This window comes from Mesotoga sp. B105.6.4 (assembly GCF_002896535.1).
Classification (GTDB): Bacteria; Thermotogota; Thermotogae; order Petrotogales; family Kosmotogaceae; genus Mesotoga.
In genome coordinates, this window is sequence record NZ_JWIM01000066.1 from 70,408 (window position 1) to 91,284 (window position 20,877).

Consider the following 20,877-nt stretch of genomic DNA (forward strand, 5'->3'; position numbering starts at 1 on the left):
CGAATTTGTGTGATAGTATCAGCTCACGGTCTTCCGACAACCTTTAGAGTGAAGAGAAGGAATGGATTGAATGGATTCAAATTTAGAAAAACTCGACAGAGTACATAAAGCAATAGAGAAAACGAGAGAAAGACTGCACTCTTGTGACCTGTGCCCTAAGAAATGTCATGTGAACAGGTATGAGACTTCTGGTTTCTGCATGCAGAGAATTGAACCAAGAGTCTCAGCAACAGTACTACACTTTGGGGAAGAACCACCTTTGGTGAAGGAAGGCGGTGCAGGTGCAGTCTTTTTCAGTGGCTGCACAATGAGCTGCCTCTACTGTCAAAACTTCGCTTTCAGTCAAAAGAACGCAGGCAAGGTCTTTTCATTTGAAGAGCTATCACGACACTTCATGAAGATTCAGGAGGAAGGGGCCGCTTGCATCGATCTCGTCACTCCGACTCCTAATTTGTATGGCTTCCTCAAAGCCTACGAACTTGCGCTTGAGGAGGGCTTTTCCCTTCCAGTAGTGTTCAACACTAGCGGTTATGAAGAAGTAAGTACTTTGCAGCTTCTCGATGGAATCGTCGACATCTATCTCACAGATATAAGATATACCGACGATGCGCTTGGAGAGAAATACTCCCTTGTCCCCGATTACTGGACTGTCACAAAGAAGGCGGTGAAGGAGATGTTTAGACAGACTGGCTCCTTCAGAGAAGAAAGAATGCGAGGAGTTATTGTCAGGCACCTTGTTCTACCTGAAGGAATAGCGGGTACAGAAGAGATGGCGGAGTTTGTGGCCTTTGAATTGTCTTCGTCCGTTCCCATATCGCTTATGTCACAGTATCGACCAGTTTACAGGGCGAGAGAGCACTACGAACTATCAAGAAAAATCTCGGAAGAGGAATACGATTATGCACTTGATGTGATAGATAGATTTGGTCTTACTGGATGGATGCAGCATTCCAAATCTAAGGAGAATTTCAGGGCCAAACCTTTGAGGTGGGACTAGATGATTTTCGTAATCTCGTTTTTTCTGTGGATCACCTTTTTTGGAAGGTTCACTCTAGCCTCGGTGGTATCGGGTTTGCTAGTATCTGTCCTTGTACAGTATGTATCTGCAAGGCTTATCCGTCCCGGTCCTGTTCTTGGTACCGTATTTCGAATTATGCTCGCTTTACCTGTTGCAGTCTTTCAATCATTCAGAATTATCTTCTCGAAACCCGTATTCACGGTAAGAAGCGAGAAAGCACCGGAGAACAGAATCGTTGAATTTGGGAAGATCATCTCTATTACAATGACCCCTGAGGAAGTTGTCATTTCGAAGGACAGGGAAGGGCTGTTGATCCACGAGGTGAAAAAGTGACCTTCTATATCACAATGGCGGCAATAATTTCTTCTATTGCGATGCTGGTCTGGTTTGCTGCAGGAAGCGACCCCTGGAGACTTCTTATAGCATACTCATCTATTTCCACAAGGTTATTGATCGGGATAATCTTCATCGAAATGGTTACAGGCGTAGATTTCATATCCGGTGTTGCCTTGCTGTTTCTCATTCTCAACACGAGCGGCACAATTATCGCTGCATATTATCTGGGGGTACGACGATGATGAGAATAATCGGATACTTATTCCTTATACCCGGCCTCTTTTTCGTTGTCGCAGGCACGTTTAGGGCAATCCGCGCTCACACAATTATCGGAACACTTCATTTCTTGACGGTTGCCGACACGGTTGGTCTGATATTCATCGTAACCTCTGCCTTCTTCTTTGACCTGCTTACGATAATCGAAATGCTCGCTTTCATAGTCGCTTTGATGGTCACCGGCCCTCTCGTTACTCATGTCATTGCAAGAGCGTTCATAAATGCGGGGGGAAGGGATAGATGAATTTCGTCATAATCGCAATCAGCTCTCTTTATCTTGTCAGCGCGATAATCGTCCTTTCATCAAGGACTAACTTCCAGAGTGTTATCTGGTTTGGCATTATGGGTTCGGTCTCGGCCGTAATCATGATGATCATAGGGGCACCGGATGTTGCGATGACACAGTTCTCTGTCGGAGTTGCACTGGTTCTAATCGTATACATAATGGCACTTAAGAAACAGCGCCGTGTCCGTCTCGGATTTCTCGATGTGCCTTCGATGATAGAGGAGTCGCCTTCCGGTCTGAGAGGGCTGGAGTGGGATATCATTCGGCTTGTTGACGAAAAGGAAGGTTATCACGTTGAACCAGTTAAGTTCTCTTCAAAGGAAGATGCATTGAATGCCGTTGAGAATCATGAAGTCGATTTGGTTTGTGGAGCATTTACAGAGGACGACGTTTCAGGTAGAACAAAAGGCATCCCTTATCTGGAGACTTCAATATTTGTCTGCAACGGAGAAGAAATTGATTTTGTGAGACTGAAACACTTGAGCAGAAACGCTATTTCCCCGACGCCAGAGTTCCTGAAAAAGAGCCGATATGTCTTTGTCATTTCCATGAATTCGCCGGATCTGGAAAGAGATATTCTTGAAGGATTGAACGAGATTAGATCTTCAGGGAATATCGAAGAGATAGTGGGGCGGTACCTGTGAAGATAGCAGGAATCATAGCAGTTACAATAATCTTTGTCATTGTTATGCTTTCATTTGATCCCTCTGGAAGTATCCCCAGGCCGATAGAGCAAATTGTGGAACGAGTTAACGTGCCCAACGCAGTTACAAGCGTTTATCTTGAGGCGAGACTCTATGACACGATATTTGAGATAATCGTCTTCACTGTAACGGCTCTGGGAGTTGCCGCCCTTCTTGCATCGCTTCCAGTGAACAACGATGAAGGCCAGCAGGTATTTGGTACAGTAACTGTCTATAGCGGGGGCCTGGCCGCGCTGTCGATAACCCTTTTCCTATATGTGGTAATAAACGGTCACATCACCCCGGGTGGAGGTTTTGTTGGCGGAGTTGTACTTGCAACAGGCGTAATCACTTATGGTCTCACTTCCAGTTTCAAGAAGGCAAGTCTTCATTATGATATTCTGAAGATCGGTATGCTTGAGAAAATCAGTCTCATGCTAATTTTCGCATTCTCAACTTTGATCATCCTTTTGCCAGAAACCCACTCACAATTACTTTCTGAGGCTGGCTTTGGTTCGACTTTCAGTGGTGGCTTTATCCCTATACTGAACATTCTCATCGGAATCAAAGTGTACGCCGGCGCATGGAAGATGTCCAGCGAGTTTATTAGCAGACGGGGTACACTATGACTGGCCTGGTCGTGATCTACTTCTCAATCATAGGAATGCTGGTGGGTACTATCGGTATGATCCTCTCGAAGAACATAATTAAGAAGATTCTTTCACTAGGTATAGTTGAGACCTCTATAAACCTTATGTACACAGGAATTTCCGCGAGAGGGGGGATAATACCGCCAATAATCAGCGGAGATTTCTCAAGAACCAACTACGCCGACCCGATTCCTCAGGCAGTGATCATAACAGGAATTGTGATTTCGTTTGCTCTACTCTGCCTTTCTCTGGTATTTGCGGTAATAATATATAACAGATATCACACGATGAATGTCGAGACAATCGAACTTGGTTTTGATAGGGAGGAAGAATGATCGCCTTAGTTCTGATACCGGTTCTCGGAGGCATAGTATGCCTTCTGCTGAAAGAAAGAAAGGGAGTTGGCCCTGTTGTTGCCCTCGCAACGACATTTGCAGGCGGAAGCGCACTTCCATTTGTCTTATTCAATGAATCGGCTACCGCTCTTGGCAAGTGGGGCGCTTTAGGAATAAACCTAATGATAGATGATCTTTCTATCCCCTTCCTACTTTCGACATTCTTTGTGACGCTGGCCGTTGTTCTGAATTCATACAGGAAGGGTTACGAAAACTTCTTCTACTCGTTGATTCTGATCCTTTACGGAACTCTAAACTCGATCTTCCTTTCAAGGGATTTGTTCAACATATTTGTGACGGTGGAGCTCGCCTCAATTATCTCTTTCATATTAATTTCGTATGAAAAGAAGCCTCGGCAGGCTTGGGCAAGTCTGAAATATCTCCTCCTTTCTTCTCTCGGCCTGAACTTCTATCTGCTGGGAATAGGTATCGTGTACATGGAAACTGGTTCCTTCGCGATGGAGAACCTTCATCAGGCTTCAACGGTATCTACAGTGCTGATTTTCGGTGGGCTGGCCATTAAATCGGGCCTTTTCCTCTTTTCCATGTGGCTGCCAGACGCCCATTCAAATGCTCCGATTCACGTTTCTCCAATCCTTTCCGCACTCATTGTAAAAATCGACGTGTATCTTTCTGTTAGGTTCATCGGATACGAGCCCTTCGCATGGCTTAAGGATTTTTACATAGTGCTGGGCCTTCTTAGCGCTCTGGTAGGCGCGTACATGGCTCTGAACTCGATGAATGCGAAGAGATTGCTCGCTTACAGCACTATGTCGCAGGTAGGATTCATGATGGTAAACTGCGACAAGACCTCTTCCTGGCATGGCTTCAGCCATGCGATTTTCAAGACTCTCTTGTTTCTGGTGGTAGGAAATATCTCATATAGGTTGGGCACAAAGAAATACACTGAGTGGAACGGGAAGATCTCCAGAATGGAACACGCATTCCTGCTTATTGGTTCGCTCGCGATGATAGGTTTCCCTCTTACTTCGGGCTGCGTTACCAAGGAAGCGATAATTCACGGCGCCTGTTGCCCCTGGCTGAAAGGAGCTCTATATGTTGCTTCAACCGCGACCGCAGTAAGTTTCGCACGCCTTCTGTTCCTCATGCCATCCTCAGAAAAAATTAGGATGCAAACAAGCCATTTGATCTCCTATATCTTGCTTACCGGAGTTATTCTTAGCCACGGAATTCTTGGATTTGAGCTCTACGAACTCGAGGCTCTGATACCGGCAACGGTTGGGGTTCTCATTTACATGGTATCTAGAAGGTATTTGAGACCCATATCAAACAGGATCGAGAAGCTGGATTTTTCTCTCATCGTTTATCTGATCGCGGTTATGGTTTCGATGGGAGCGGCTTTCCTGCGGACTTGAAAAGCAGTGCCGGTTCGGCTATAATCGTCTTTGTAGGCGAGTAGCTCAATTGGCAGAGCGACGGTCTCCAAAATCGTAGGTCGGGGGTTCGAGGCCCTCCTCGCCTGCCAGAAAAGAGAGGAATCATCCTCTCTTTTTCTTTTTAGTTATCACCGATCGCCTTGGCCATATTCATACTGGTTACTTCATATCCCATCTTCTCGTACAGCGATACTGCCACGGAGTTATGAGCAAAGACGTGAAGCGAAAGCTGTTCTACTCCAAGCCCCCTGGCATATTCTTCAAGCGCTTCGAGGCTCAGCTTTCCGTAACCTTTTCCTCTGAATTCTTTGTCGATCACGAAATCATAGATGAATCCCTTATTTTCCGTAGCGGAGAAAACATGCAGCCAGAGATAACCTATCTTCTTGCCTGTCTCCCTATCTATAAGGCTCAGGAGTTCATGATTCTCTGTGTTAAGCCCGTCGGTAAGCAATGAATCGATTTCTCTTCTCGATTTCTCGAGCGCGTCCTTCTCTTCCCATCTTCCCGATTTGACATTCTCTATCGCATAGTTTCTTACCAATCCTTCGCTATAGACCTCGAACTCATCGGGCTTCATCTTTTCCAGTCTTATCATTCAGTTACCTCCTTCCTAGACAAGATCCAGCAAGTGTTTCTTCAAGAGTTCTTTTACCGAAAAGACGATGATTATCCCAAGAATGGTTATAGTTGCAGTTCTAACACTGAAACCGTCAAGAGTCAACCCCAATGCAAGTCCGGCAGCCGGTGGATGCTCTGAATCGGTTATCACCATGGCAAACATAGTTAGACCTATCGCCAAAGATCCCATGAAGGCGAATGAGATGTTATCAGACCACTGAATATTAGTATGTTTAGTCAGCAGATCCAAAACATGAACTCCAAAAGCTACCAGCAGACCGATTGCGTTGCCTCCCAGAACGTACCTTGCGCTGGATGCCCTGAGATTTGGCATCGCAAAGACAATGAATGTCGATGCCCCAAACGAAGCAACAACAACTGCTTCAGAGAGCGCATCAATAAAGAGCAGAATCACGAAGACCGAAATGATCGTGAGCAAAGTCTGGAAAACGTACTTAAGAGGATATTGTCGGAACTTGGAATCTAGTGTTATCATCTTACCTCCTGATTCGCCAAGAAATAACTGCATCTCTCAAAAGAAAGATTTAGGTACCATCAACTGATAGAATCTTCCTATGAAGAGATAGGAATATTCTAAACCATAGGGAGGTCAAGTCGTAGTGTGAGAACGGTTGAAGTTACTCTCGAAGGGAGAGTTCAGAGAGTTGGAATGAGAAACTTCGTGAGGCGGCTTGCAGAAAAACACAGAATCACCGGGTATGTAGAAAACCTGGAAGATGGGTCCGTAAGAATTGTCGCTAGAGGCAATGAGACTGAACTTGCATTGTTCTTGAGAAAAGTGAAAAAGGGATCTCTTCCCGTAAGGCTTTCCGGAGGAAAGATCACCAGAATAATCGAACAGCCCTCTCAAGAGCTGGAATTCAGGGGCTTCGAAAAGAGGTAGTTCCATATGGAGGGAAAAAATGATAATTGCCATAATAATTCTAGTTGCTGTAGCATTTCTGGTCATTGTGGGATTTGTTCTCTCAAATAGGGTCATAAAACCCAGACAGATCCCTTACGAAGAGACCTACCGCATCGAAGTCGAGAATGGCAGAATGGATCCAGATTGGTTCGAAGAGGTCGAAAAGGAAGAGATTTGGGTTGATTCTCCTTATGGATACAAACTCCACGGGTTTCTGATTCCGAACGACAATTCCGAAAGAACCGTAATTATCTGTCACGGCATCACTTATTCACTTTTCGGTTCCATAAAGTATGCAAAGGTTTTTCACAAGCTGGGCTACAACATCATCGTATATGACCACAGGAATCACGGAAAAAGCGGAGGTACGAATACGACTCTAGGCTTCTACGAGAAGCATGATCTTGCCGCTGTAAAGAAATGGGTTCTGGAAAGACTTGGGGCGAATACTCGAATCGGCCTACACGGAGAATCGATGGGTGCCGCAATAGCTCTTCAATACCTTTCTCTTGATAACGAGATCGATTTCTGCGTCGCCGACTGCGGTTTTTCTGACCTCGAAGAATTGCTGTCGGTAAGGTTGCGTGAGGACTTTCACCTTCCCTCGATTCCATTCATTTGGCTGGCTCGATTCTTTGCAAAACTCCTGACTGGCGCGAATCTAAAAGAAGTAAGCCCAATAAAATCCGTAAGAGAGTCGTCAGTTCCAGTGATGTTCGCGCACGGAGCTGAAGACCATTACGTTCCAACCTATATGAGCGAAAAGATGTACAGAGAAAACAATTCGAAAAACCATCTTCTAGTAGTTCCCGGAGCTGCTCATGCAGCGTCTCTCCCAACCGATCCGATCACATATGAAAAAGAAGTTGAAAGCTTCCTTCGCAAGCATAAGCTCCTATGAAAGATTACACTCTCCTTATCATTTATCATATTAAATAAAATATCCAACAAATCGCACTTCAGACTTGAGAATCTAATCTCCTTACCGTACTTTTTCGTATTTATGTGCCTATGTTTGTCATATTAGCAGTCAAAGGGCCTTATAACTTTGAAATTAGCTGCACTTTATGGATAATCACTTCTCATACTTCTTAATCATTGAATACCTTAACTTGGCACTCTTAGAATTATTATGTTGGACTTTGTAATACTTTGATATATGTTCTAATTATTGCAAAATACTGTTGTGTATTACTATGTGTTTTTATAATAATTGCCATTGAGATGATAATAGTGCACCAAAAAAAATTATTCTACACTATACGTACTAATTAGACGTTCTGTGCAATGTCACAGAACTAAATCAAAAAGGGGGCGAAAGAAATTGCGTAAGAGACTTACCTTGTTTCTTCTCGTAACTGCACTAGTTTTTGGTGGCAGTATTTTCCTACTGAGAAGGGACCAATATCTGATATCATCTACTTCAACGTTAAGATGTCTCAAGAACTAGGTCTGAGGGCAGTCGCCGAAGGACTAACGGATATTTTCATGGAAGGAGTTCCCGGCCCAACCCTGATGGGAATGGATCAGGCAACTCGAGAAAAATGGATATCTACTCCGTTCCGTCGCTGACTTATACTCTTTTCGTCAATCCATACCCGAACGAAGCTCCTTATGTGGGAGAGGTTAATGGAAAAGACTTCTTCAACGTAATGGCTATCAACGAGTTCAGGTATGCTCTCAATGATCTGATCAACAAGCAGTATATCGTTGACGAGATCCTAGGAGGAGCCGGCGGACCGATGCTCTCTATCGCAACTCCAGGTCAGCCCGGTACCTACAGATACGGTCTGGTAGCGAACAAACTCGGCCTTAGCTTTGAAGGTAACGAGACGAGAGCTATCGAGGCCATGAAAAAAGCTCTTGAAGAAGCCTCCAAGATTCCTGAGAATCAGGGGAGGCTCGTTGAAAGAGCCGGCAAATGGTGCTTCGACAACGAACCCGTCACCGTAAGGTTCGTTACGCTATGAACCCTGCACTCTCGCAGTGAAGCTCTCGACAATGCTCTTTCTCGATTGATCCTTTCGGTGGACGGGTTCATGATCTGGGACGATGGACCAAGGATGTCTCCTCAAAGCTGATCGCTGCTAAAAACAACGTTGAACCCAGCAAAAGCTTCCCAGACGAAGTGGGCATTGCGTCCCTGAACAATCTTCGCCGGCATTCCGATTCGGAGGACGATGGACCGTTGACGGTCAACGTTGTGCTCAGCAGCGTTCAGCGAAAAGCGTCTCTTTCCCCGCGAAGCGAGCACTGCGACCTAGCGTGATCTTCGCTAGCCTTGCGTCTGATGTTTTATTCCAGCATCACTTTCTGGGGCAGCCAACCTTGCGCCCCGCCGAAGGCGGCAATACATCTTGTGTCAGCGATAACCGGCTCTTGCCATTCGTCTTATCGACTTCCAGGAAGATTTCTCAACTATGAAGTGAAGGTATAAAATCTTTCTCTTCAGTGATGACTCTGTTTATTTCGCCAACTTCAGCCATCTTGAAGGGAGCAATAACATCGAATTTGCTCCTGTCTATTAGAAGTATTCTCTCACTCGAGTTGAGAAGCATTTTTCTCTTTATACTAGCAGAAAACGGACTGAGTTCGAAGGTACCTATCTTGCTTCTGAACGAGGCTGCCGAAAAGAAGAACTTGTTTGCATATATGGAGCTCACGAGACTTTCGGCTCTAGGTCCGATGAGCGAATCAAATCCATACTGTAGGCTTCCGCCGCTCGATTCAACTGAAAACCCCTGTATTTTCGATAGGGCAAGCAGGATGTTGATTCCATTCGTGATTATGTGCAGTTTATTGAAAGCCCTGGATAGCTTCAAAGCAAAAACGTAGCATGTGGTGCTTTCATCTATGAAGAGGACATCGTTTTCTTCAACATACTCTATAGCTTTTGAGGCTATTATCTCCTTTGACTCTCTCTCTACTCTGAGTCTTCTCAAGAAGAAGCTGTTGGGATCTGTTTCTTGATTCACCGCTCTTACGACTCCGTATCCGTTGATAAGGAGGCCGGATTTCTGCAGATCTCTCAAGTCTCTTCTCAGCGTGACGAGAGAAACATCCATTAGGGATGCAAGTTCTTGAGTATTGATCGATTCTCTTTCAGAAAGAACGCTGAGAATGTTTTGTCTTCTGTCTTCTTTCTTCAAAGCCATTTGCTCAACTCCAGCATATCTGTTTTATCTGACTCTCCTCCTGGCTAATCTTAGAGCCTCTACACCAAGGAGGAGTGCACCCCAAAGCGCCAGCGTGAGAAACTGACTTATCCCAAGAAGGTTCAGGCCGCTTGAGATCACTTGCAACAAGACCAACCCAAGGAAAACACCGGACACCTTTCCAAATCCACCATTTGGATTGATTCCACCCAGAACTGAAACTAACACGGTAACTAGAAGATATGAAGAACCATAACCGGCTTTTGCGGAATTGAATCTGGCTATCATTATCAGTGATGCGATACCTGCAAGAAGACCAGATATCATGTATACGAGAATAATCACTTTGTTCGTGTTTATCCCAGAGAAACTGGTCGCCTTGATGTTCGAACCAATCATGTAAGTGGATAGACCCAGACGAGTCTTGTTAAGCAAAATCGCCACTGCTATCGCGACCGCTATCAGAATGAACATAGGAACGGGGACTCCCAGAAATGTACCGTTGCCGATTACCAGAAGACTCCTGGGGAGGCCCGAAATCACGTACCCCCTTGTTATTACGAGGCTTATTCCTTCTAGAAGCGTCATCGTACCAAGTGTCGCAAGAATCGGAGAGATCCCTATATATGCTATTATCACTCCGTTCGCAAGACCCACTATCAGCGAAATGGACATTCCTGCGAGAATCGCCAGAAACACTATCCAGCCCAATTCACTCCCTCCCATGTTGGGAGTCACATTCCTTGTCAGAATCATTGCCATGATTATTCCCGAGAGATTCGCCGAGCTTATTATGGAGAGGTTTATCCCACCCGTAAGCATAGTTATCATCATCGCGAAGGCAAGCACTCCCAGTTCGGGAAGCTGGAAGGCCATAGACTGAAGATTGCTTGGTCTGAGGAACTTGCCGGGGAGAGCGAGTGAAAACAGCAAGACGAGAATCGCAAGTATTACTCCCAGGGAGAAAATCTCTGAGTTCTTCGACAGTATTCCTCTCTTAGTATCACTCTTCGACATTGATTATCGCCCCTTTTCTTTCGCGCAGTTTCCTCTGGTATGCTGTTATTCCTACGCTAATGACAATTATGGCCCCAACGAAGACCTTGTGCCAATAAGAAGAGATTCCCAACAGCGTCAACCCGTTCTGAACAATTACTATTAGACCAAATCCCAGAATCGTTCCGAGGATGCTCCCAGTACCTCCGGCCAAACTCGCACCTCCGAGCACCACCGCAGCCAGGACTTCGAGCTCTCTTCCCATAAGAGCATTGGGAGCTACAGTGAGCATCATATTCGCCTGGACCGTAGAAGCTATGCCTGCTAGAAAGCCCATGTAACAATAGACGAAAAGCTGCGTCTTGAGAACGCTTATGCCCACACGTCTTGCGGCTTCTTGATTTCCGCCCACGGCGTATATGTTTCTTCCCAGAGCCGTGTGCTTAAGTATCAGCCACGTAAGAATGAAGGAAATAACAAGAACTAGAATCGGTATAGTAATTCCCGGGTTGTCTCCGAATCTGACGAGATTCCTCTCCATGAACCACATTGGGAAGCCGTAAATCCAGGTACCGCCGCTTATAAATATCAGAAGGCCGTAGAACAGGTTCATGGTTGCGATCGTCACTATTATTGGCGGAGTTTTGAGGAAATAAATCAGTAAAGCGTTGATAAAACCCAGAGCAATTCCTACAACCCCTCCTATAGCAAAGGCCAGGAACATATTTCCGCCCCAATGTATAACGATAGTAGCCATTACATACTGCGCAACAGTAGCGATGGCAGTGAAAGAAATGTCAATCCCTCCAGAGATTAGGACAACGAGCACACCCGCAGCCATAATTGCAAGGAAAGAATTGCTTTCCACCATGCCGTAAATATTGGTGAAGGTCAGGAAGCTTGGCTTCATAATAGTGAAAAACAGAGACACTACGACTATCACAAGCAAGAGGTAGAATTCGCTCTTGCCGAATGCCTTTCTCAATACTGAATTACTGTCCGTTGATCTTCTCATACAGCTCTTTCTCCGTAAGCTCGCTGGAATTATACTTACCGACTATTCTGCCCGCACTCATTATGTACGTCGTATTTGAATGGTATATGGCTTCTTCAGCTTCATCGGTGATCATGATAATAGAAATGCCTTCTGCCGCCAGTTCTCTTACTATCTTATATATGCTGTCTTTTGCGGCAACATCGATTCCCACCGTCGGCGAATCAAGGATCAACACCTTCGGGTTTATTGCAAGCCACTTGGCGATTACAACTCTCTGCTGGTTGCCGCCGGAAAGAGTATTCACGGGAGAATCAACAGACGGAATCTTTATCGAAAGTTCATCGACCCAACGCCTCACTTCTGTTCTCTCCTTGACCTTGCTCAAGAGCCTGATTTTCGACAGTATTCTCTTCAGAAACGTAAGCACAATGTTCTTGCTTACTGACTGTTCCATAACGAGACCATGTTGCAATCGATCCTCGGGCACATATGCAATCCCAGCTCTCATAGCGGCCAGGGCACTTCGAGGGTTGATTCTCTTCCCTTCTAACAAGATCTCTCCGTCGTCGGGAGGATTCATTCCGAATAGAGAGAGAACGAACTCGGTTCTGCCTGAACCCATCAACCCTGTAATACAGACTATCTCTCCCTTGTGAACCTTTAGATCAATGTCTTTGTAGTTGTCGGTTCTGGAAAGCTTTCTCACTTCAAGAACGACTTCATCGCCAGAATATGGAGGAAGCTTCGAGTATTCGAACTCTTTTCCCGTCATGAGATATGAGAGTTTCTGTCTTGTAAGCTCCGAAGCGTCAAACACTCCGACTTTCTTTCCGTCGCGAAGAACCGTAACTCGTTGGGCCACAGCCATTATTTCATCAAGTTTGTGGCTGACGAAAAGCGTGGCTATCTCTCTGTTCTGAAGCTCGTTGATCACTTTAATGAGAGACTGAACTTCATTCTTGCTGAGAGAAGCTGTCGGCTCATCCATAATCACCAGCCGTGCATTCGCGTTTATTGCCCTGCAGATAGCAACTATTTGTCTTTCTGCAATGGATAGCTGGCTGACTTCCCTTCGAGTATCAAGAGAAACTCCGATCTTCTTCATGGTTCTGACGGCCTCTTTTTCGGTCTCTTTCCAGTTCATTAGACGGCTTCCGGTCTCCACTCTGGAAGAGATGGCGATGTTCTCGGCCACAGTCAAATTCGGGAAGAGCGACAAATCCTGATATATTACCTGAATACCTTCCCTTACGCTATTTGAAGACTTCTGGTGACTTATTCTCCTGCCGTCAACATATATCTCGCCGCCGGGATCGGGCGAGTGAATACCCGAGATGATCTTTATCAGGGTACTTTTGCCCGAACCGTTCTCACCAACCAGGCAGTGGACCTCTCCCTTCTCCATTTCGAAATCGACTGAATCGAGGGCAAGTACACCTCCGAATCTCTTCGAGATATTCTTCATCTCCAACAACTTCTCAGCCATAATTACATCACCGGAAAGAGAGGGGGGCGGACCCCCTCTCGAAATCAGAACCCGTAAGAAAGGGCGTTTTCAGCAGTTATATCGATTTGCGCGTCAAATTTGACTATGTTTCCTTCGAGAGTTGCCTTTCCAAGACCGGGTATCTCAAAGCCATCGACGACCACCGGCACAATACCTTCCGGAACTCCGGCCTCTGCAAGAGCATTCTTTGCGTCCAGCAGTGTTTTCGCAAGATAAACCTGTGCAAATCCGGCATCCTTCGGATCCCACAGGTAACCCCACTGCATCAAACCCTGCTTCAGGTAAGGGTCAGCGTGACTCGGAATTACCGTACCTACAATCTGAACCTTTCCCTTCATGTTCCTTGCGTTGAGAGCCTGAGAGGCACCGATCGGGCCTAGAGAGCCGAACCCGACTATGCCCTTCAAGTTCGGGTAAGCATTGAGAAGCTCGAGTGTCTTCTGATAGGAAAGCTCCACACTTTCGCCACACGGAATCCTCTCGGTCACCAACTTCATGTTCGGATACTTCTCTGCAACATATGCAAGGCCTACATCTGCCCAGAAGTTGTGAAGCGGAACTGTAAGCCCGCCGACAAATACCGCAAACTCTCCTTCTCCGCCCATCAGCTGCGCGAGCTTTTCGAAGTTCGCCTCTCCGAACTTGACGTTGTCTATCGTTTCAACGTCCCAGTCGCCACCCTTCTGCTCTGGCGACTCGTGAGTGATGATAATGATGCCGTTCGCTCTTGCCTTCTCGAAGACAGGTTCAAGAGCCTTAGCATCATTAGGTACTACACAGATTGCATCGACGCCCTTGGCAATAAGGTCTTCAACAATCTTCACCTGCTGAGCAGGATCTGCATCTGAAGGACCTATCTGGTAAGCGTTCACCCCGAGTTCTGAAGCGGCATCTTTGACACCGACTTCCATTCTGTTGAACCAGGGAATTCCACCGATCTTAACAACAACGGCGATTTCATAGTTGGCTGCTAAGACAGCAACTGTAAACAAGACACAGAGCAGGAGCATCAGAAATTTCTTGTTCATTCGCATCCCTCCTTCTATGTGACCGGTAGGCCGGCCCATCAAAAAACCATAGAAAACTACTTAAAACACTAACCTGATAACTTGTGATCAAACTCATTTTATCAATTCATTCTTTCAAATCCATACCCGAAGGAATCTGATTATTGAGACTTACGGCTGATGAATGACATTTAAGCTTTGATAGTCTCGATTCTTGTATGATATCGGCCGTGGTTCCTCTTTGAGAAGAATAATGAGTTTTATGATGATTAGAGAGTCCGAACTCCTGTAACTCAAGTCCCTTCTAAAGCCCTTTGTGGAATAGCGATTGACGCACGTTTTTGACCCAGAGCAGTTGTAATCGCAAGAGTCTCCCGTTACTTGTCTCTAATCCGATTTCACATTGCTTGAATCTTTTTGGTAAGCTTAATAAGTGTAGGCGATATGAAGTAATCACTTTGTTGATCCACTTTACTCACACTGTTAATCAGCAAAAGTGTTGTCCACAAGTGCAGATGGAATATCAGGAGGCAGTAATGAAGGAAGGGATTCTGTCCATCGATCTAGGAACAATGGGAGTCAAAGTCACTCTTGTCTCCATGAGTGGTGAGATTCAGCGATCTGCTTATGCCGAGTATCCTATAATTTCTGAACTACCGGGACAGGCCGAGCAGGACCCTGCGCTCTGGTGGAAGGGGATTATCGATTGTATAAAGGAGCTCAAGTCTCATGACGCCTGCCTTCCCAAACTTGTAAATGCGATTTCGATCTGCGGTCAGATGCACACTCACGTCTATCTCGACTCTGAAGATAATCCTATAGGCCCTTCGATTACCTGGCTCGATCAGAGAAGCAGCGAAATAATAGAGCAATGGAACAAAGATGGAAGGGCAGATAGGCTCTTCGAACTCACATGGAACTTTCCAACGACTACATATGCAGCACCGCAGATTTGCTGGGTGAAAAAACACAGACCACAAGTCTTCGCGAAAACGAAGTCGATAATGATCGCCAAGGATTACATAAAGTACCTGCTGACCGGCAACAAAATCACTGATCCATCCGACGCGTCCGGGACAGCAGTTTTCGACATAAGAACCAACAAATGGAGCCCCGAAGCCCTTGACCTGATAGGCTTGGACGGCCATCTTCTTTCCGATGTAATGCCTTCGGCAAGAATAATGGGCCACATAACCGAAAGGGCAGGGAAGGAAACTGGTCTGCTGGAAGGAACTCCAGTTGTCAACGGAGGCTCAGACCACTCTGTGGCCGAATTAGGCTCCGGCCTTCTCGGCGAAGGCGAGGTATCCTGCATAGTTGGCACTGCCGGAGTTGTGGCGGCATGTACATCTACACCCGTTATCGACCCAAAAAAGAGAGTTATGTGCTGGAGCTATCCCCTGGAAGGCTACTGGGACATTCTTGGAATAACTCAAACCGCCGCTTCCAGCTTAACGTGGTTCAGAAACACATTCGACAAAGAAAGAAGCAACGAAGTCTTCGACGAATACTCTTCGATGGCCGAAAAGGTTTCTCTCGGATCCGAGGGGCTGGTCTTCCTCCCCTATCTTATGGGAGAGAGAACGCCTCTCTGGGACTCAAAGGCTCGCGGTGTTTTCTTCGGACTTACAATCAAGCATTCCAAAGCCCACATGGTTCGGGCAATCATGGAAGGGGTCTCCTTTTCAATAAAGGATTGCATGAAGGTCGTTGAAGAGCTGGGTGTGAGTTTCGACAGCGTGAATGTCATGGGCGGAGGAAGCAAGAGCCCTGTTTGGAGAAGGATCCAGTCCGATGTCTACGGAAAGAAAGTCATGACGCTCGAGACCCAGGACACAGGCTCTATAGGAAACCTAATACTCGCCCTTCTTGCAACAAAGGAGATACGCGACCCCCTAGAGGCGGCCCATCTCATAAGGCGTGTCGAGAGGGTCGATCCCGATCCCGCTAGAGCAGAAAAATACGACAACTTATTTGGTATATACAAGAGAATCTACGATAGAACACGTTCAATGATGGCAGAATTGGAGGCGTATGCGGATGAATAAAGATGAATTTGCAGGACTGGTGCTGGATGCCTGTAAGAAAATGGAAGATCGGGGTATGACTGTTGGAACATGGGGAAACATAAGCGTTAAAGTGAATGATGAAACCTTCCTAATAACTCCGAGCGGGATGAGCTATGGCTGCTTGAAGATCGATGATATTGTGATGGCAGATATGGAAGGCAATACTATTGACAGCAAGCGAAAGCCAAGTATAGAGCATGCGCTGCACAGGATGATCTACAAACACCGGTCAGATGTTGGGGCGGTGATTCACACTCATCCTCAGTACTCAACGGCATTCGCCATAGCAAGAAAAGATGTGCCCGCAGTTTCGGAGGAACTCGTACAGATAATCGGAGAAGGCGTCAAGTGTGCAAAGTATGCGCTTCCCGGGACTGAGGAATTGGCCATTAACGTTGTGGAGGCTCTCGGAAACAGTAATGCAGTGCTTCTCGCGAACCACGGAGCAGTCTGCGTTGGTAGCAACCTGAGCGATGCTTTCAAGGTGGCCGAGGTACTTGAGAAGTCGGCAAAAACGATTATCATGGCAACAATCATAGGAACTCCTCAGGTAATTTCTCACGAGGAGTGTCTTAAGATGCAGGACTTCGTAAAGAATCACTACGGACAGAAATGAATCCTAAAAACCCTTACCACCGATCGACCAACCGCTAAGAGCCGACCGATGTCGGCTCTTTTCTTTTCCGTTGTCAATTCCAACCGATACTTGTCAAAGACTCTCCACGAGTGGGAAAATGATATGACAATATGGCATGATTGTGATTGATAAGTATACATTACCTGGAGGGGGTTATAGTATGGTTTCGCTGGGAATAGATGTCTTGCGGAAAGGAGGTTTCAAAGATCTAAGAAACAAGGCGATCGGTCTCGTCACGAACTACTCATTCGTTGACTCAGATCTGAAGTGGGGAATTGACCTCATGTTCGAAAGCAAACTCAATGTGAAAAAGATCTTCACCCCTGAACACGGACTTGGAGGAGTAGCCGACGGGGCGCATGTAAACGACGATCTCCATCCAAAATACGGCATTCCTGTGGTAAGTCTATACGGGGATAAGCGCAAACCTTTGCAGGAAGATCTCGAAGGGCTTGATGTAGTCGTATACGACATTCAGGATGTTGGCCTGAGATTCTACACATTCATCTATACTCTCGCCTATACAATGGAATCAGCGGCGGAAGCCGGAATTCAGTACGTAATTCTTGACAGGCCGAACCCGCTGGGCAGAGGGGTCTTCGGAAGCAGAATAGATGACGAGTTGCAGACCTTTGTTGGCGGCTATAGACTGCCCCTCCAGTACGGACTTACGGCAGGAGAGCTTGCCCAATATTTCAAGAAGCTCATGAAACTCGATCTCGACCTGCAAGTCGTGAAGCTTGAAGGTTGGAACGGCGAAACTTACGATGCCACGTCTCTTTTGTGGAATGTGCCTTCACCAAATGTGCCGACCTACGAATCTCTTCTAGGTTACGCGGGAACCTGCTTCTTTGAAACCACAAACGTCTCTGAAGGCCGCGGCACATTCAAGCCCTTTATCTTGATAGGCGCTCCATGGATCAATGGATCGGATTTCGCAGCATTTCTGAAGAGAGAGTTTCCCGATCTCAGATTACGAAGCCGTGAATTCATGCCCTTCTACCGGAAGTACGCAAATGCCAGCTGCAGCGGGGTAGAGTTCTTTCCGAGAAATGACGACAACTTCTTTGTGATAACTTTGAAGATGATGGATTATTTGCTAAAATATGAACAATTTGAGATAATGGACCGCTCAGATGATCTTATCGGCATTGCGAATAGCGCACAGAAGATTAGAACCGGAAAGCTTGACTACAGCCAATGGAAACAGTCAGGGATGGAGTTCATAGAGTTCGCTGAGGATTGTCTCCTCTATCCCGGTGAACTGAATTATCGTGATTGAAGGGGGCCATCATGGGTGAAACGCCGATTCCACTATACTACAAGTTGTACGTTGACTTGAAGGAATCCCTCAATTCCGGAAAGTATCAGAAGGGCGATAAGCTTCCCACGGAAAAGGAGCTTTGCCAACAGTACAGCATAAGCAGACTTACTGTCAGGAGAGCAATGGATGAGCTAAGAAGAGAGGGGTTCATCGAAAGGCTTAAGGGGAAGGGGACCTTCGTCACAGGATCTAAGCGCGAAGAGCAGCTTGCCATACTCACAGGATTCACGGATGAGGCTAGAAAGCGCGGCAGTGAGACCCGGTCTGTAGTTTTGGAGAACAGACTAGTCAGAGTCCCAGCAGATGCAGTAGAGCTCTTCGATATCCCAGCAGACGCAATGGTCGTGCTCCTGAAAAGAGTTAGATTTCTCGAAGGAGAACCCTACGCAATTGAAGAAGCATATCTAAATGTGGGAGCGGATATCCGTTTGCTCAATATTACACAGAGAGACATGGAAAAGGAGTCTCTATACGGAATCCTAAGAAAGGAGTACGGAATCAATATCTCTTATGCAGAAGAAGAAATGGAACTCACAAGGCTAAAGAAAGAAGAAGCCCGTTTTCTTCGTCAGGAACTGGATGACTGCGCAATAATGAGAAAGAGATTCACGTACACAAAGAGTGATATCTGCATCGAGTATGTTATCTCATTGTACAGAGCAGACAAAAGCAAGTTTAAAATAGTGAGAAGGATATAGATGACCGAGGTTACGGGTAACACCGGTTGGGGGTTGGAGTGGAATAAGACGCAAGGCTCCGAAAAGCACGATATCCTGGCCTGAAGCAGGATGTCGCGAAGGGATGTAGTGAGCAGCCCTGCCCCGAAGATCCGCTGCGCGCTTAAGAACTTGAACCCGCTGATCGCTGACGAAGACAACGTTGAACCAATAAAAGCTTCCCCACGAAGCGCGCATTGCGACCTGAACCGTTCTTGCCCAGTCCTGCGTCTGATGTTTTATTCCAGCATCACTTCTACTCTTGTTGATTTCGGAGGACGGTGGACCGTTGACGGTCAACGTTGTGCTCAGCAGCGTTCAGCGCTCAGCGAAGTGGTTCTTTCCCCGCGAAGCGAAGCTTGGGTCTACTGATGCTCTTCAGTGCATACGTCCCACCGAAGGTGGCATCACTTCCGCTGATGCTTTTCGGCGCATCACTTCCCCGGACGTTTTTCCGGGCATCACTTCCTGAGCAGCATCACTTCCTCGCGCCAGCGAGCCTCACCTCCTGCCGAAGGCGGCAATGCGTCTTGTCTATGCGATTGTTTTGCCACGAGAACGCTCTTTCTTGTTCTTCTGAACTAACCGCGCTAGGTTAGCCGTCAAATATCATGACATAGATGGAAGCGTATGGTGCAGCATTAATGAGTAAATCACAAAAGCCTTGATTTGATGTTTTGCAGACGTTACCCGAAGTATGATATAACTAATTATTAGAAAGCCGAGTCTATCAATCCATTTTGATGAAGTAGTGATTTAAGGTATTATTGTATAGATGTTTTCTATACTTTTTGGTAGTGGATAGTACTTTCATATTTGGGGAGGAAAGGATGAAGATCAAGGACCTGCGTTTCACCGAAAAGAAATGGGACTTCGTAAAACCTTTTCACATTGCAAACAATGTCTCCAGCTCCAAAGTAAATATTGAAGTTGAATTAGTTCTGTCGGACGGAACGATCGGTCTGGGCGAATCTTCTTCGTCTTTCAGAGTTAATGGAGAGAGCGGAGCCGCCATTTTTCAGCTCCAGAAAGAGATTCTCGAGATGATAAAGGATCTCGATGTTCGTGACTATAGAAGGGTTTTTGCAAAACTTGATGCCTTCTCGAGAACGGCGCCCAGTTTGAAAGCTGCCATTCAGTTTGCCACTCTTCACGCCTTTTCCAGATTGATCTCTACACCTGTCTATCAGATTCTTGGCGGAATGAAGGATTACGTCGAGACCGACAAGACGGTCAGCATAGGCAGTCTGGAAGAGACGGTCCATGACGCTAAGGAGATCTTCGAAGCGGGGCATAAAGTTATCAAGATGAAGGTCGGCGAAGATGTTAAGAGCGACATTGCCAGGGTACTGGCAGTCAACGATGTGATCAAGGGTGTCAGGTATGTGATAGATGCAAACACAGGCTATACACCCAAAGAAGCTTTGAGATTCATAGATGCAATGTACAGAAACGATGTGCCCGTGGGGATATTCGAGCAGCCGGTGCCTGCCGAAGATTTCGAAGGGCTGAAAATAATCAGGCAGGGCTCCATGTATCCTGTTGGCGCAGATGAAAGCGCAAAGACGAAGTATGACGTTATGAGACTCATAAAGGAAGGCGCAGTTGATTACGTGAATATCAAACTCATGAAGTCGGGACTCTCAGACGCTCTTGCGATTGTAGAGATGTGTAACAGCGCGGGTATAGGTCTTATGATCGGCTGCATGAGCGAGTCTGGTGTAGGAGTCTCTCAAAGCGTCCATTTCGCTGCTGGAACCGGCGCATTCACGTATCACGATTTGGATTCTCATTTATTGCTTAAGAATGTCGATCCTGTCGGATTCAGACAGGAGAAAGATAGACAGTATCCTATTTTGTTCTAATTTTGTCATCACCCTGT

The 20,877-nt window shown here is 46.3% G+C and carries 23 protein-coding genes and 1 tRNA gene; 17 read left to right on the top strand and 7 right to left on the bottom strand.

Annotated features, from left to right (window positions below):
- Positions 1-199: 199 nt before the first annotated feature.
- The 9 genes from RJ60_RS12400 to RJ60_RS12440 all read left to right on the top strand — a co-directional run bounded on the left by RJ60_RS12400 (position 200) and on the right by RJ60_RS12440 (position 5,130).
- Complete coding sequence (locus tag RJ60_RS12400) at positions 200-997, top strand: radical SAM protein (RefSeq protein WP_258006316.1); 798 nt, start codon at positions 200-202, stop codon at positions 995-997.
- Entirely contained in the window at positions 998-1,351 is a 354-nt protein-coding gene (locus RJ60_RS12405) for a Na+/H+ antiporter subunit E (RefSeq protein ID WP_103134894.1), read from the top strand. It begins immediately after the preceding gene.
- Positions 1,348-1,596: a hypothetical protein gene (locus RJ60_RS12410; protein WP_103134895.1), complete on the top strand. Its 249-nt coding sequence runs from the start codon at positions 1,348-1,350 to the stop codon at positions 1,594-1,596. Before RJ60_RS12405 ends, RJ60_RS12410 begins: the two co-directional genes overlap by 4 nt.
- Positions 1,593-1,874 carry a monovalent cation/H(+) antiporter subunit G gene (locus RJ60_RS12415; RefSeq protein WP_103134896.1) on the top strand — a complete coding sequence of 94 codons (282 nt, stop codon included), beginning with the start codon at positions 1,593-1,595 and terminating at the stop codon, positions 1,872-1,874. Before RJ60_RS12410 ends, RJ60_RS12415 begins: the two co-directional genes overlap by 4 nt.
- Positions 1,871-2,560, top strand: coding sequence for a hydrogenase subunit MbhD domain-containing protein (locus RJ60_RS12420; RefSeq protein ID WP_103134897.1), 690 nt, complete (start codon positions 1,871-1,873; stop codon positions 2,558-2,560). Before RJ60_RS12415 ends, RJ60_RS12420 begins: the two co-directional genes overlap by 4 nt.
- Positions 2,557-3,228 (top strand): MnhB domain-containing protein, encoded by a 672-nt coding sequence (locus RJ60_RS12425; protein WP_103134898.1) that lies wholly within the window; start codon positions 2,557-2,559, stop codon positions 3,226-3,228. The genes RJ60_RS12420 and RJ60_RS12425 overlap by 4 nt, the downstream gene beginning before the upstream one ends.
- Positions 3,225-3,584 (top strand): sodium:proton antiporter, encoded by a 360-nt coding sequence (locus RJ60_RS12430; RefSeq protein WP_103134899.1) that lies wholly within the window; start codon positions 3,225-3,227, stop codon positions 3,582-3,584. The genes RJ60_RS12425 and RJ60_RS12430 overlap by 4 nt, the downstream gene beginning before the upstream one ends.
- Positions 3,581-5,020 (top strand): proton-conducting transporter membrane subunit, encoded by a 1,440-nt coding sequence (locus tag RJ60_RS12435; RefSeq protein ID WP_103134900.1) that lies wholly within the window; start codon positions 3,581-3,583, stop codon positions 5,018-5,020. Before RJ60_RS12430 ends, RJ60_RS12435 begins: the two co-directional genes overlap by 4 nt.
- A 34-nt stretch (positions 5,021-5,054) precedes the next feature.
- Positions 5,055-5,130, top strand: a tRNA-Trp gene (locus RJ60_RS12440).
- 32 nt (positions 5,131-5,162) lie between these two features.
- On the opposite strand, the gene RJ60_RS12445 is transcribed toward RJ60_RS12440, so the two are convergent.
- A complete protein-coding gene (locus RJ60_RS12445; protein ID WP_103134901.1) occupies positions 5,163-5,639 on the bottom strand; it encodes a GNAT family N-acetyltransferase in 477 nt (158 codons plus the stop codon).
- 15 nt (positions 5,640-5,654) lie between these two features.
- Complete coding sequence (locus tag RJ60_RS12450) at positions 5,655-6,158, bottom strand: HPP family protein (RefSeq protein WP_165775308.1); 504 nt, start codon at positions 6,156-6,158, stop codon at positions 5,655-5,657.
- 126 nt (positions 6,159-6,284) lie between these two features.
- Between RJ60_RS12450 and RJ60_RS12455 the strand changes: the two genes are divergently transcribed.
- From RJ60_RS12455 to RJ60_RS12465, 3 genes are all read left to right on the top strand, one after another.
- On the top strand, positions 6,285-6,566 hold the full coding sequence (locus tag RJ60_RS12455) for an acylphosphatase (RefSeq protein ID WP_099828495.1): 282 nt from the start codon (positions 6,285-6,287) through the stop codon (positions 6,564-6,566).
- A gap of 19 nt (positions 6,567-6,585) precedes the next feature.
- Positions 6,586-7,488 (top strand): alpha/beta hydrolase, encoded by a 903-nt coding sequence (locus RJ60_RS12460; protein WP_103134902.1) that lies wholly within the window; start codon positions 6,586-6,588, stop codon positions 7,486-7,488.
- 643 nt (positions 7,489-8,131) lie between these two features.
- Positions 8,132-8,557, top strand: a complete 426-nt coding sequence (locus RJ60_RS12465; RefSeq protein WP_258006317.1) for a hypothetical protein — start codon at positions 8,132-8,134, stop codon at positions 8,555-8,557.
- Positions 8,558-9,001: 444 nt separating this feature from the next.
- Here RJ60_RS12465 and RJ60_RS12470 read toward each other — a convergent pair whose 3' ends face one another.
- The 5 genes from RJ60_RS12470 to RJ60_RS12490 are packed head-to-tail and all read right to left on the bottom strand — an operon-like array spanning position 9,002 to position 14,270.
- A complete protein-coding gene (locus RJ60_RS12470; RefSeq protein WP_099828497.1) occupies positions 9,002-9,742 on the bottom strand; it encodes a DeoR/GlpR family DNA-binding transcription regulator in 741 nt (246 codons plus the stop codon).
- A gap of 24 nt (positions 9,743-9,766) precedes the next feature.
- On the bottom strand, positions 9,767-10,759 hold the full coding sequence (locus tag RJ60_RS12475) for an ABC transporter permease (RefSeq protein WP_103134903.1): 993 nt from the start codon (positions 10,757-10,759) through the stop codon (positions 9,767-9,769).
- Complete coding sequence (locus RJ60_RS12480; protein ID WP_099828499.1) at positions 10,746-11,753, bottom strand: ABC transporter permease; 1,008 nt, start codon at positions 11,751-11,753, stop codon at positions 10,746-10,748. Before RJ60_RS12480 ends, RJ60_RS12475 begins: the two co-directional genes overlap by 14 nt.
- A complete protein-coding gene (locus tag RJ60_RS12485) occupies positions 11,731-13,221 on the bottom strand; it encodes a sugar ABC transporter ATP-binding protein (RefSeq protein WP_099828500.1) in 1,491 nt (496 codons plus the stop codon). Before RJ60_RS12485 ends, RJ60_RS12480 begins: the two co-directional genes overlap by 23 nt.
- A gap of 44 nt (positions 13,222-13,265) precedes the next feature.
- Positions 13,266-14,270, bottom strand: coding sequence for an autoinducer 2 ABC transporter substrate-binding protein (locus tag RJ60_RS12490; protein ID WP_099828501.1), 1,005 nt, complete (start codon positions 14,268-14,270; stop codon positions 13,266-13,268).
- Positions 14,271-14,785: 515 nt separating this feature from the next.
- Here RJ60_RS12490 and xylB point away from each other — a divergent pair.
- The 5 genes from xylB (at position 14,786) to RJ60_RS12515 (ending at position 20,860) form a co-directional block, all read left to right on the top strand.
- On the top strand, positions 14,786-16,297 hold the full coding sequence (gene xylB / locus RJ60_RS12495) for a xylulokinase (protein WP_165775310.1): 1,512 nt from the start codon (positions 14,786-14,788) through the stop codon (positions 16,295-16,297).
- Positions 16,290-16,934, top strand: a complete 645-nt coding sequence (locus RJ60_RS12500; RefSeq protein WP_099828503.1) for a class II aldolase/adducin family protein — start codon at positions 16,290-16,292, stop codon at positions 16,932-16,934. Before xylB ends, RJ60_RS12500 begins: the two co-directional genes overlap by 8 nt.
- Positions 16,935-17,115: 181 nt before the next feature.
- A complete protein-coding gene (locus tag RJ60_RS12505) occupies positions 17,116-18,237 on the top strand; it encodes an exo-beta-N-acetylmuramidase NamZ domain-containing protein (RefSeq protein WP_103134904.1) in 1,122 nt (373 codons plus the stop codon).
- 11 nt (positions 18,238-18,248) lie between these two features.
- Entirely contained in the window at positions 18,249-18,977 is a 729-nt protein-coding gene (locus tag RJ60_RS12510) for a GntR family transcriptional regulator (RefSeq protein WP_099828505.1), read from the top strand.
- Between the two features lie 848 nt (positions 18,978-19,825).
- The gene (locus RJ60_RS12515; protein WP_103134905.1) at positions 19,826-20,860 is read left to right on the top strand and encodes an L-Ala-D/L-Glu epimerase; all 1,035 of its coding nucleotides are present in this window, start codon (positions 19,826-19,828) and stop codon (positions 20,858-20,860) included.
- Positions 20,861-20,877: the final 17 nt, after the last annotated feature.